At 57.7% G+C, this 13,156-nt stretch carries 9 protein-coding genes; 2 read left to right on the forward strand and 7 right to left on the reverse strand.

Going from position 1 to position 13,156, the window contains the following annotated elements; all coding sequences use genetic code 11:
- Nucleotides 1-220: 220 nt before the first annotated feature.
- From EJ903_RS25335 to EJ903_RS25355, 5 genes are all read right to left on the reverse strand, one after another.
- The gene (locus tag EJ903_RS25335) at nucleotides 221-2,047 is read right to left on the reverse strand and encodes a hypothetical protein (RefSeq protein WP_126620662.1); all 1,827 of its coding nucleotides are present in this window, start codon (nucleotides 2,045-2,047) and stop codon (nucleotides 221-223) included.
- Nucleotides 2,034-4,520 (reverse strand): ATP-binding protein, encoded by a 2,487-nt coding sequence (locus tag EJ903_RS25340; RefSeq protein ID WP_126620663.1) that lies wholly within the window; start codon nucleotides 4,518-4,520, stop codon nucleotides 2,034-2,036. The genes EJ903_RS25335 and EJ903_RS25340 overlap by 14 nt, the downstream gene beginning before the upstream one ends.
- Nucleotides 4,521-4,527: 7 nt before the next feature.
- Nucleotides 4,528-5,910 carry a hypothetical protein gene (locus EJ903_RS25345; protein ID WP_126620664.1) on the reverse strand — a complete coding sequence of 461 codons (1,383 nt, stop codon included), beginning with the start codon at nucleotides 5,908-5,910 and terminating at the stop codon, nucleotides 4,528-4,530.
- 230 nt (nucleotides 5,911-6,140) lie between these two features.
- Nucleotides 6,141-7,790, reverse strand: coding sequence for a hypothetical protein (locus EJ903_RS25350; RefSeq protein ID WP_126620665.1), 1,650 nt, complete (start codon nucleotides 7,788-7,790; stop codon nucleotides 6,141-6,143).
- Complete coding sequence (locus EJ903_RS25355; protein ID WP_158628010.1) at nucleotides 7,781-8,350, reverse strand: TnsD family Tn7-like transposition protein; 570 nt, start codon at nucleotides 8,348-8,350, stop codon at nucleotides 7,781-7,783. The genes EJ903_RS25350 and EJ903_RS25355 overlap by 10 nt, the downstream gene beginning before the upstream one ends.
- A 117-nt stretch (nucleotides 8,351-8,467) precedes the next feature.
- Here EJ903_RS25355 and istA point away from each other — a divergent pair, with 117 nt between their 5' ends.
- Complete coding sequence (istA, locus tag EJ903_RS25360; RefSeq protein WP_174237362.1) at nucleotides 8,468-9,772, forward strand: IS21 family transposase; 1,305 nt, start codon at nucleotides 8,468-8,470, stop codon at nucleotides 9,770-9,772.
- Nucleotides 9,772-10,557, forward strand: a complete 786-nt coding sequence (gene istB, locus EJ903_RS25365) for an IS21-like element helper ATPase IstB (protein ID WP_126620668.1) — start codon at nucleotides 9,772-9,774, stop codon at nucleotides 10,555-10,557. The genes istA and istB overlap by 1 nt, the downstream gene beginning before the upstream one ends.
- Here istB and EJ903_RS25370 read toward each other — a convergent pair.
- The gene (locus tag EJ903_RS25370) at nucleotides 10,539-11,669 is read right to left on the reverse strand and encodes a TnsD family Tn7-like transposition protein (protein WP_126620669.1); all 1,131 of its coding nucleotides are present in this window, start codon (nucleotides 11,667-11,669) and stop codon (nucleotides 10,539-10,541) included. The genes istB and EJ903_RS25370 overlap by 19 nt on opposite strands.
- Nucleotides 11,670-11,681: 12 nt before the next feature.
- A partial coding sequence (locus EJ903_RS25375) for an ATP-binding protein (RefSeq protein ID WP_148105306.1) occupies nucleotides 11,682-13,156 on the reverse strand: 1,475 nt, incomplete at its 5' end.

A 13,156-nucleotide genomic window follows, 5' to 3' on the forward strand; every position in this document is an offset into this window, starting at 1 on the left:
GCGGGAGTTGGCTTCAGCACCCAAATTCTACGCCCGATCAACGGTTTGCGCTACACCCGCCAACCCTGGTGCATAATTGCGGCTAGGTCGATCGGCGGGAAGGCCTGGGTGATAGTAGGAGGCATGTCAACTCGCGAGTTGAGAATAGAATTGTCATATACATTTCTACGCAAAGAAATCGCAGCCGGGTCCTTATCCATTTATTATCAACCCACATCGGTCAAATGCCCCCACTAAATTCCACATATTGCGCATCGAGGGGCCTCTTTTTCTGCTTTTCTTCCGAATAATCATGATCGTAAGCGTCGCGCGCAAGGTATCGACTAAACGCTGAAAGAAGCCAGTTTGCCAGCGGTTCCCGAATGCGGCCGCATCGGCGAATGGGATATGTAAAAATGCCGCCTTCATACTTCCCGAGCTTCTTTAAATCGTTTGAGAGGCCGCATCTGGGCATCCATGCTTTGGTTAGTTGATCTGCGGCGTCATTTCCCTTATATTTCTTGTTGGCTTCTTCGATTTTAGTTTTAAGCGACTTGAATTTCTTTTCGAGTATTGACGCGCGTTCTCGCCATGCTCGGGTGGGAATTGCCACTTTCGCCGCATCTATCTTGGAAAAGTCCATAACGCAATCGCCCGTGGCGTTCATTACGGCGAGGTCAAGGACGCAGAGATCCACAACTGTCGCTGGAGCAAAATCAACCCTCCCAAGCTGGTTTCCCTCCATTCCAAAGTTTGGAAGGTTAAAGCTTAGAGCCCCACAGTCTATGGGGTTATCAACCATGATTGAAGTATGTATGGGGGCAAGCACGGCAATTTTGAAGTTATCCTCACGTGCGCGTTTTCCTTTGCCTTCCTTCATCCGAACCATAAGATCGCAGGGTTGGGCGATCAGCACGTATGGCTGCTTCTTATCGCCAACCTCGAACAGGTCTCCATTTCGCAATGGATCGTGGACACCATTTACGAGCTCGGCGCATTCATAGAGTTCATCTCGCCTTAACTGATATAAACGTGCCTTAGCTTCGCCGGGAAGTTTGCGGTCAATATCTGCCAACGTGTTAACTGCCGTAGCGGCAGATAGAAAGTCCATCAACCGCTTCTTATGCAAGATGGAGCGCTTTACCTCGTCTCTTGCAAGAAGACCGTAAAGTCGAATCAAAGTCTCTAACTCAGATACGCCTTCGTGCAGGGATGAATTAACGATGATGTGCTCGAAATCGAGCGGGTCAAGTCTAATAAAGCGATCAATGACCGCTTTTACGGACTCATTAAATCCTGCTTCGGCTATTTCCTTCAAATTTTCGCAATATGTGGTGATTAGGGCGCGATAAATGGCTGAGTGAAAGCTATCACTCTGTTCCAAATTACTCTTAGCGATCGGCATAAAAAATTTAAGCTTTATGCCGCTCTTTTCCGCTAGTGTCTGCCAATGCTCAATCTCCTCTCCTCCCTGTAGGGTATGTGACAATAGTCCGCAGAACCAGTGAGACCCGAAGTGAGTCGGATGTGAAAGCGACATAGCTCTAATAATATCAGTCCCCTTCTGAAAGCCGAAATCGTGCTGGTCAACTTTCAATTCTTGATCAAAAAGAAATATTGTTCTTCTTTGTTCGGATGCCTCGGAAATCAATTCGTGTTGGCGTTCGTACCATTGAATCGGAGTGATAATCTCCAGCGGTATTGTCTCTGGAAGAACTTTCTTCAACAGAACTAAATCTTGGAAATCATTCGTGTTTGGGTCGTGATTAAATAACACCTTCAGAAGGTTCTCACGATTCTCTGTATCCATATTGCTAAGTGCTGCTGCGATCTGGTCATACAGGATTTCCACGTCGCCATTGAAATCGACCTCAGGCATCCAGGGCCTTAGGATATCCGCTAATCCGTCCACCTCTTCGAGCATACCAATAATCCCGGAGACATTCAAATCCGGGATGAACATGTCGTCAACGGCGACAACCTTTCCAATTTGCAAGCTTTCGAAAAGCTGAGCAATTTTTCGCCGCGCCTCTTTGGATTCGGCTAAGTTATAGTTACTGTTCAGCATGGGTAATACTCGCGAGGTCCAGTTCGAATATGTAACGACGTCCGGCATCGTTGCGATCATACCGTAAGGTTAACTCGCATCCCATCGACGATGCTATTTGCGATGAGATGAAGAGACCAAGCCCGCGTCCGATATGTTTGGGTTTGAGAGTGACAAAGGGTTCAAACAGGTTTTCTTCGACTGCCGTATCGACCCCAGGTCCATTGTCCCAAATCCGCAGGCATGGGATATCGATTTGCACGTGTACTGTTGGCGGTTTATCCGATAGGATGGCTGATTTTAACCAGTATTCGGAGTTAATGATGATGTTGTCGACCACTTGAAGCAATCGGCCGCGATGAGTCGCCACCTTAAAGCTATTCGTCGCATCTACAACGAAGGTCATGGAGGTCCCAATCCACCGTTCCTCGAAGTAGCGGCGTGCACTGTCAATCAATTCCGCTATCGGAAATATTTCAATCCGGTCTCGTTGAAGCCGCAAGGACGGGGTCAAATGATTGATCTGACGTCGCAATGCCATGGATGAGGACGTTACATCCAGGGAAAATAGGAGTAGCGGCTTATTTTCCGGTTCAGCCCGTCGCGCCTTTTCCGCGGCCGTTTTTGCCTGTAGTAGTATCTTGTCCGTCTGATTGTGAGCCTCATGCGACAGCATCTCGGCATGCATACCAAGTCCCGCCAATTCAGCAAAATCGTCTAGTTGAGACTTTAATACGTCGAGACGTGGAGCAAGAGTCGCTACATATGCTTCGAGGCTCTTGGCGTCAGCAGAATACTTCTGGAGTTCTGCAAATAGTGCTTGCGATGCCTCCAGAGCTTCGCGTGCCTCGTTGAGGAGTGGCTCCAAACGCCGCTCTGCGGCCGTGGCGAAAATCGGTTCCTCTTTGATGCGCTTGGTGACCTCAGCGACCCGGCGGTGGATTTGGGAGGCAGAGCTATTCAGCTTGTTCGCACGCTGTGAATAGTTGGCGAGGGCTCTTGATACCTCGCGCGCCTTTGTAATTTGGGTCTGTCCGTCAGCAAATGGTACGCCTCGCGACAAGCGATCAACTTTATAGGTATTGAAGCATCTCCGGATCCATTCAAGGAAATCGGCGATTTTCTCCGTAGCTGTCGTCATCAATCGATTGAAATTTCGCGAATGCGCGTTGGCGATAAAGCCTTGACGATCAGTCTTATCCTTTAGCTGGGAATTTTCGGCCTCTGATATCTTCACGAAGCCAACAACATTGGCCGGCCGCAAGCCATAATAAGAAGTTGCGCTGGTTTGCTGCGTGCCGAGACGAAGCCAATCCTCACCATTAATTCCATAAGGTATCACCGCGAAACCGTCGCGGAAGACCTTCACACCAGCGTGTAACTTGATGGCTTGCTTGACCTCAGTGGCGTTGGCGAGCCCGCTGAGTTGCACTGCTTCTTCGCCGACTCGAAGAGAAAATTCATCGATTTCACAGTGAAACGGTCCAGGATCGGCCGCAATCCGCGTGCCATCTGGGCCGACAATCATCGCGATCTCGCCCAAACTCTTTATTTCAACCGAGAAGTTAAATTCAATAAAGTAACCAGGATCGTCGCTGTATCGCATTGGACACACTGGCTTACGCTCATTCAAATAGGCGTAAAAATCGCGACCACGTGAAGCAAGAACATTTTTTTCAAAAAACTCTAGCTCTCCTCCGCTTAAATTGCCACGAAATTTGGAAAGGCGAATTCGTCCGGCGAGGTCCAGCTGGCCATTTTTATAGTCGACGGTATATCGCGCTACAGCAGCACTTCTGATCTGACTTGAAATCTCGCCGAGATCAATAGTTCTGCCGTCAATCTTAAGAGTAACGATGAACGGGCGAGCATCTGGAAATGGTGCGATGATTTGCGACAGATCATTTGCTAATTTTTCTAGCTCGGCGCCCCGCCATACATCGGGATTGCGTAGTCCGGAAATTACCAGCCTTGTGCCTTTTTTGCGCTGCGTGGCAGCAGGCGCAATGGTCACCGGGACCGAAGTCAGAGTGGTCTCGTCGGTAAAGGCATTCCAGGAGAACGCAACGTGAAGCGACGTTGCGTCGCCGTCCTTACGGGTAATAATCTCAAGATTATCTCCGAGTTTCTGCGAACTCAGCCGACCCAGTCCCTTATCGCCAAGCGGCGTGCGCCCCTTGATCGTCGTCTCTCCCTTGGCCTTTTTTGCCCGCTTATGGGATAGCGAGATATAGAGCCACCCGCGCTCGATATCCGACCGGTCCATTCCAATCCCATCGTCATCGATGGTAATGTACCCTTTCACACCAGGGAATAACGTCTGACCTTCAGGCAATGCGGCCTTGGTATCGACGACTACGTGGGCATAGGACGCGTCAGCATCGTAAGCGTTTTTGACCAATTCAACGATGGCGGTGACCTCGTCGGACACCAGCTCGTCTCCGAGCTGCCGGACAACAGCAGCGCTGATCTCAAAATGCGGTTCGGTCGTCATGTAGCGATCAGTCGGCTAACTTGCGGGCTAAGACGATCTTTTCTTCGCGCATCGTCTTGGAACTAGCGTTGCGGTCGGGCATGCGTTTGTGATGGATGGTTCGCCTCAACGTCGTCACTAGCCGGCAACGCTGACCCTCCAGCAACTCGCCAAGGATACCGTCGGTTGGAACCTGTTGTCCGCCGATGTTGCGGTTGCCAACCGTCCAAATCATGTAGCCGTTTGGGCGAAGTTGGCGGGTCAACATCTCAAGACTCTTCGAAAAGTCACGGTAGAAGCGCATGAGTCGCACACGACCGTCTTTTGGATGGGCCGACATGGTGTCGGCAAACTTCTTCAGCGTCGGCGACAACGAGAACAATGCTTCCTCATCAGATGCAGTAACTATGGTTCGTCCACCGAGGCCTCGTCGGTCGATCTCTTGAGTCGTTCTCAAAGAGTTGATATCAGCGGCTGGATCGATATCTGTAAAATCAATCCAGTTAAGCGGCAGATACGAATGTTGACCGTAGGTCACCGTAGTAATATTGTCACCGTACGGCGGTGATGTCATCAACAAATCAAAAGGTGCATGTCCTTCCCACATATTGACAAGATCGTCCCGGGCATCTGCCAGAATGATTTTTGTGTTTGCGCAATATGCGCCGTTATCAATTTTGTTTTTATTGTGAAGTTCTCTGCGGAATTTATGAAAGCTGGTGCTATTCTTCAACGAAAGCTCCATAAAGACTTTAATTGGTGAAAGATTGCGGCGCTCAATATCTTCTGCAGAGCGGGCATGTAGTTTATAGGTCGATGTTCTGTCGTTACTCGTCAACCGTATGGTCTCGGCCAAGGTTACCCACAAGAACCGCCGTACCCATAAATCGGACTCATTTCGAATGGCGCGCCGAAGGCGCGATAGCTCAATTGCTACATCAGTCTTAAACCATTTCTGCCAATTTTTAAGTTCCGTTTCGATAATGGAGGATCCGTCGACCTCTGCGTTGCTTACAACCTTCTCACAAATAGCACGAATCGAGCCGTCGAACTCCCTGGAAGTACGGACGCGACTTATCAGAACTGCCAGAGGATTGATGTCGTTGCCATACGTGGCCAGCCCGTAGTGCATTCCACTGACTAGTGACGTGCCCGAACCGACGAAGGGATCGTAGATCGATTTTACACCGGATTGCGTGGTAAGTACCGCATCGAGCAAGCGTCGTTGTACTACCGGCACCATCATCGCCGGGTACAGAAAAATACAATGGGCGCTGTCACTGCGGTCGCGCGCTTTCGGCGACCAAAAATCCGGATCAGCCGCAGGCTTGGCAAGCTCGCGCAATAATTTGGCGTCGACGTTCGCGAGTGCAGGCGAAATTTGCGTCGGAACCGCGATACCTACACTCATACCTATGCAACCCCTTACCAGGACGGCGAATTATTATCGTGGATCAGAAATACGGCAGCGAGCCAAGGTAGCCCCTACCAAAGATCTTATTTTAAGCCATTGCAATCGAAATTAAAATAGGGATTTTCTGACTGGTATGCCAGGTTGAATGGCGGGGACAAATCCTTAGCTACGTTCATCGACCGAATGATCTGTCGGATGGCGAAGCTGCAGCTGTGAGGAGAAAAACGTTACGCCGTTTCCAGGCTCAGCCGATCAATCAATCTCAGTGCCCAGGCTTTATGGTAGGCAGCTTGTTCCGTGCGCTCCTGGTGTCGGAGAACCCTGGGCAGCCGGAGGTAATCGCATACGCCGGCGAAAGGCTCGGCGGCTACCAAATTCCAGCGGCCACTGTTGGTGACCAGTCCGTCCAGCAGCGCCTTGATGGGTTCTTCCATCTCGCGGAACGGCAGATGTCGGCGGAAGATCAGTACCAGAGAGGACAGCGCTACGTCGTCGGCGTGATCGACGTCAAGCAGCACCATTGGTGGGTGGGAGGGCGGCCAAATAGCTGCAACGAGGCATGGCCGGCGGTGTCGTCCTGCATAGGAAAATGCCCGCCCAATCTTCAGCACACACAGCGACATCGCAACGCTGATTCCAGGCACCAATCCGGACATCTGGTGTAATGCGGAGATCAGTGGTTCCAGGCTGCCGGTATAGCCCGGCTCCGCCGGTTCCAGCAGTTCGAACTCAATCGGCGGCAGCCGAGCCTCGAAGCCTTCCTCTGCAACGCTGGCCCGGATGCGCACCTGCCGGCGTTGTTGCAACTCGTCCGGATCGCTTGTACGAGACGGTTGCTTCCCCTGCTTTTTTCCATCGGCTTCTATGTCGGTGGCACGGTGCTCCTTCTCCGTCATCCTGACGATATCGATCACTCGGTCGAAGCCGCTGCCCTTGGCGGGGCCTGGAAGCGCTGATTGATGGACGTCGGTGCGGGTGGCACCGTTATGTTCGTCCACTACGTAATCGCGGATCTCTCGCACCGGCCTCGGGTTGGCAGGAGCTTCATCTTCGTCGTCAGAGGCCGGTTCGCCGGAAGAAACGATGTCGGATCGCATCGACGGGTGTGAATACCGCAAGACGTCGCAGGGATGCTCTTTGCCGGTGGCGTTCAGAATTTCCAGAACAAGAGCGGTGTTGCCGCTGTGAACCATGCGGACCATCCAACGGGAGTTCTTGATCCGCGGTAGGAGGAAGCGGACGTAGGGTTGTCCGGCGGTATATTCTGCGACGCTGTCCCACGACCGGCGACCCTCGGGATGGACGGCGATCCAGGCAAACTCCGCCACGAACGGCGGCTTCAGGGCCGATAGCGGCATCTTCGCCGTGAAATGCAGATGCAGGTCGGGATGGAAACCGGGTTGCTCCGGCCGGCACAGTTCCATCAATCCCCCTGGACGCATCAAAGCGTTCGCCATCGTCTTGTTGTGGGCGAAAAAGTACCGGACCATTTCGGTGGTTGGGACCAAGATCTCCATTCCGTTCCAGCGGTATCGGAATAGCCGCTGGGTCCCGCGCTTGTTGTCGCCGGTGCCAATCATTTCCGGTGGCACCGCGTCTGAAGTTATCTCGATCCCGGCGTGGGCGTCACCGATGAAAATCTCTGTAATGCTGCCGCGCCGGGCAGCGTGGGCGGGGGCGCCGTTCACGAAGCACCGTCCCGGCGCCAGCAGCGGCAGCAGGCCGATAGGGACCGGACGCATCCGCAGCCGACCGGAGGTCATTCCACGGGTGACGGCATTGACCAGCCATCCGCGTTCGGCATCCTCAATGAAACCGGCAAGCCAAATGAGCTCGAGATCTTCGCCCTGTTCCTTAAATGTCTGAATTATTGGCATGGGATGGCGGTTGCGTCCAGAGCATGTCTAACGGCTTCCGACAGATGATCCGGCAGGCCTGCGAGGCGGTGGACCTTCCAAGCCGGCGCGGATCCTTCCGACCGTTCCAGAGCCTCCCGCGCCCAGGCAATGCGGCGCAGCCGGAACGCCTCAACGCTCTCAGTGACGTCCGCCAAAGTCGCCTGTGTTTCCGGAAGCTTGGCGCGGCGCTTGCCGGCCCAGCCAGGGCGACCTAGCTGCCGCTCCAGTTCCGCGAGCGTAACCCGCATCGGCGGACTCTGAGACAGGATCTGTTCGGCGGTTTGCCGCAGGGCATGCGCCATTGCCTGGTCAACGGCCGCCCAGTTCATGCGGTTCCGGGGAGGGGAGCGTAACCTAGATAGTGGCGAATGGGCGTCCAGCCACGCTCGGTCATGACGATATAGCCACGTGTGTTCGGCCGGCAGACGGCGTGCAAGTGCCTTGCGGCCGAGCTGCGGTTCCCGGCGCTGCAGCTCTAGCCAGCGTTCTCTGATCGCAGGCCCCAGATCGTCCTTCGCAGCAGCGCGGGGCCGGAACAAGGGGCGCCATGGGGTGTCGATGCCGAGTCTCGTGGCGTGCAGGTGTCAGGTGACACGTCAAACTGCCCCCCTTTCGCCATGAGGAATTGCCCCCCTTGAGAGAAGGGGACTTGAGGGATGGAGTGCTTGAACGAGGCTATTCCGCGGGGCTGTGAACCGCGGAGGGACGTGATGAAGGCGCCGGATGACGTGTCTGCGATGCTGAAGCTGAAGGCGCTGGGCTGGGGGGTGAAGCGGATCGCGGCGGAACTGGGCTGCTCCAAGCACACGGTGAAGCGGTGGCTCGGTCTGGGTGGCTGGCGGCCCTGCGCGTCACCGTCGCGGTCGAAACGGCTGGATGATCACGGCGATTGGCTGGCCGAGCGCTTCCGTCGGCACGCTGGGAATGCCGACGTGATCCGGCAGGAATTGGCGCGGGAGAAAGGGATCGCGGTCAGCCTGCGGACGGTGGAGCGGGCGGTGGCGCCGTTGCGCCGGGAACTGGTCGCCCAGGCGCAGGCGACGGTGCGCTTCGAGACGCGGCCGGGCGAGCAGATGCAGATCGACTTCGGCGTCCGGCGCGTCGACATCGGCGGGGTGGCGACGGTGGTGTTCCTGTTCGTGGCGACGTTGGGCTTTTCCCGGCGGCTGCACGTGCGGGCCTACGGGCATGAGAAGCAGGACAGCTGGTTCGACGGCCTGGAAAGCGCCTTCCGGGCCTTCGGCGGTGTACCTGAGGAGGTTCTGCTCGACAACGCGCGGGCGCTGGTCCTGCATCACGATCCGGCCAGCCGGGAAGTGGTGCTGCACCCGCGCCTGCACGCCTTTGCCCGGCACTGGGGCTTCCGGGTGCGGGCCTGCGCGCCGTACCGGGCGCGCACCAAGGGCAAGGACGAGCGCGGCGTCGGCTACGTCAAGCGCAACGCCATCGCCGGCCGCTCCTTCGCGACCTGGGCGGAGTTGGAAGCGCACCTGGAGGCCTGGACGCGGGACATCGCCGATCAGCGCTGTCACGGCACGACCGGCGAGGCGCCGATCGAGCGGTTTCGGCGGGAGGAGGCCCAGGCGCTGAAGCCGCTGGCCGGCATCCCGCCCTTCACCATGGCGCGCGACCTGGTTCGGCGGGTCGGGACGGATTGCGCGGTGGAGGTGGACGGCAACGCCTATTCGGTGCCCTGGCGGCTGATCGGCGAGCGGGTCCGGGTGATGGTGGAGGCCGGCACGCTGCGGGTTCTCCATGTCGGCCGCGAGGTGGCGGTGCATGCCGAACTGAAGGGGCGGCATGGGCGATCGATGCAGGACGCCCATCTGGTCGGCGTCGCCGGGGCGGACGGCCGCCCGGTCCGCGTCGTTCGGCCCGAGGACGATGGCGCGGTGGCCGCGGTGTCGGCGCTGTTGCGCCCGCTGGCCGAATACGAGGCCGTGGCCGGAGGAGGCTTCTGATGAGCGAGCATGATCATCTGATCGCCATGCTGAACCGGCTGAAGCTGACGGCCTTGCGCGACCAGCTCGACAGCCTGATCGACGAGGCCGGCCGGCGGGAACTGACGATCCGGGAGTCCCTGGCGCTGTTCTGCGAACGGGAGATCGCCCGCCGCGACCAGCGTCGCATCGACATGGGCTTCGGGCTGGCCCGCTTCCCCTTCGTGCGCGAGCTGGCCGGCTTCGACTTCGCCGCCCAGCCGTCGCTCGACAAAGCGCAGATCCGGGAGATCGCGTCGGGACGCTTTATCGCCAACGGCGAGGCGGTGCTGTTTCTCGGCCCGCCGGGGGTGGGCAAGACGCATCTGGCGGTGGCCATCGGACGGGAGGCGATCGTCGCCGGCTACTCGGTGCTGTTCAGCCCGGCGACGACCCTGGTGGCCCAACTCGCCAAGGCCCATGCCGATGGCCGGCTGGAGGAAAAGTTGCTGCAGTACACCAAGCCCAAGCTGCTGATCGTCGACGAATTGGGCTATCTGCCCTTCGAGCCGGATGCCGCTCACCTGTTCTTCCAGCTCGTCAGCCGGCGCTACGAGAAGGGAGCGATGCTGGTGACCTCCAACCGGGCAGTGGGGGAATGGGGCAGCGTTTTCGGCGATCCCGTCGTGGCAACGGCGATCCTCGATCGACTGCTCCACCACAGCCACGTCGTCACCATCCGAGGTGACAGCTATCGACTTCGCGAAAAGCGCCGCAGCGGGCTTCTGCAGAAGCCCGCTGCGGCGCCTCAACCGACCACCGCCTGAACGGCAACAGGGGGGCAGTTCCTCGTGTCGCCAGGGGGGCAGTTCGGGATGTCGTTTGACAGCAGGCGAACGGTGTTCGGGTCCACATTCAAAGCCCGTGCGGTCGCACGCAAGCCTTCCCCCTGCCTCACCAGATCACGCAGTCGATTGGTAAACTCGGTGGTCGCAACGACCCGCCGGGGAGTGAGGTGCGCCACTTTGGGCGCGGGGTCGGATCGGTCGAGCAATAATCCGAACAGGATGTGGTGCAGCGGGTGGAAGGCATGGCGATGCTTGCGCACGATGGACGTCAGCCAGGTGGTGCCCTCCAGCTCCGGCAAAGCCGAGCACGCCGGCGCGAACACGGCGGCGAAGGCGTCGTGCAGATGCCGCTGGTCGACGCGCCCGCTGGCAGAGGCGAAACGGCGGTCAATCAGAGCGTGGCGGTAGCGAGCAGTCAGGTCGACCGGGTTCATGCCCCACCGCCGACCATTGAGAAGGGCGGCGCTGCGCTGGGCAATGTCCAGCAGAATTGCCCGGGACTTGTGGTCATTCGCCCACACCGGCGGCACAGATTCTGATCCGCAGTTCCGATGATCTGCGGCGACGAACTCGTGCTGGTGCCCGAGGCTGGGGACCACACTGCTGTCCGTCAAAGGGACCCCATGGTCGGGGCAGACCAGCACTCCAGGAAGCTGATGGGCGCGGCGCCAATAACGTTCACCCCATCTGGTAAGTGCATCGGCGTGACAGGCCGGGCAGTAGCGCAATGCGGTGGCAGCGGACACCGTGGTGGTCGCAATCCCGAGGCGCAGGTGAATGCCGTCGGCCCTGCCATGGGTCAAGGCAGCAAGGACATCGGCGACGACCATCGGCGGCTGGAATGCAACGTAGTAGGGGAAGAGCGTGAACTCGGAGGCAAGCCTCTCCGCTGTGAGATCTTTGTCGGGTGGCAGATGACGGCTCAGCGCGCCGAGATGTCCCGGCAGATCCACCGTCGCTCTGACGTTCCGGCTTCCAAAAAGATCCTCCAGCGTTCCTTTGGAACTGACCGAACAGGTGTGGCGGTGATAGCGAGCCAGAAGGCTGTAAAGCAGCTCGTCGGGATAAGGCGCCGGAAAATAGGATAGCATCGCCGACGCTCCTCACGCTGCGATGTCCTGCAGCGGCGGCTTGACGACACCTGCTGCCAGAAGCGCATCGTAGCCGGTTGCCCCCGCTGACGTTGCGGTGGAAACGATTACACGCAAGTCGACAGGGTCGATAGGCCGCGCGGGCATGGGGGTCTTCTGCTGGTTGCGGCGGGGCTTTACTGGCTTTACCTCAGGCCCGCGCTCGCGGAGTTTCGCGGCAATCGTCGCGACCAGGTCGAGAGGACCGAGGCCTGGGTTTTCGGCTTTCGCTTGGGTCAGCAGAACTTGAGCGATGTCACGGGCGAGGCCGAGTCCTTCCAGGGAGATCAGAACGGCTTCGCTTCCATCCTGGGCGGGGAAAATGGGCAGAGGTTCCGGCGGCTCCGCTGTCGGCTTGGCGGGCGTAGGCGTCAGTCGGGCTGTCGCCGTTTGGAAGGCTTGGAACACGTAGTCATCCAAGGGCCGGAGGTCGTCGTACTTTTCCAGGGCAGCACGGTCGTTCTGTCTCAGCGCCGTGATCATCGGTGCCAGCAAGCGGAACGCGTCGGCGGCGACGTGCTTGAAGAGGCCGATGGTCAGCCGCTCGCTCTTATCCCGTCCGGTGACGGCATTGAGCTGAATGACCTGAAGCTGCGCCAGCATGTAAAGCTTGACGACCAGGTCGACGATGCCTTGACTTTCCGCGTACAGCACGCGGCGGAGATCGTCCGTCAGTGGTGTCGGTTCGCGTGTCCATTGATAGCGCCACATTCGGTCGATGAAATGGTTCCAGGTCGCGTCCTCGGCGTGCCGTTCCCAGATCAGGCTGCCGAGGCCGCTGGCCCTGCGTGCTTCCCGGAAGGCGCTTTGAAGTAACGGCATAGCGGCCGGGGTGCCGACGATCATCACCGGGATGCCGATGGTGTTCACCAAGGCCACCAGGAAGGTGAGCAAGTCGTCCCGGCCGGTGCCACGTGCGCGCACGAGATGCTGTATCTCGTCGATCACCAGCAGACCAAGGGCGTGCCGGTCGGCCACTTCCGCCATGTGGACGACCATGGTGTCGATGGATAGACGGCTGGAGCCGTAGCGGGCTGCGTAGCGGGTGTGGAGCAGCTTGTCCATTTCGTGGAAGAAGCTGATGCAGAGCTGCTTCACCGATCCCTTGTGCGGGCATTCCAGCTTCAGCCAGACCACCTGCTCCAGGCTGAACGGCTCCTGATGATGAATGACCTTCGGATAGAGATGCAGGATGCGCTCGACGCTCCTGGTCTTGCCGATGCCGGAGCAGCCGATCAGGGCGAATCCCGATGCGGTGGTCTCGACGGGATGGATGATGGCGGACAGGTCCTTCTGCAGAACCCGCTCATAGTCGTTGTGCAGCCGGTACAGGTAGTCGGTGGTGTTGGGATTGCGTCCGACATAAGGAGCCGATTCAAAATAGATGAATCGGCTTGGCTTGTGGTGCGGTCGGGGATTTTCAGCGGGAGTCGCTGCGGGTAGACTCG

The organism is Azospirillum griseum, from assembly GCF_003966125.1.
GTDB lineage: Bacteria > Pseudomonadota > Alphaproteobacteria > Azospirillales > Azospirillaceae > Azospirillum > Azospirillum griseum.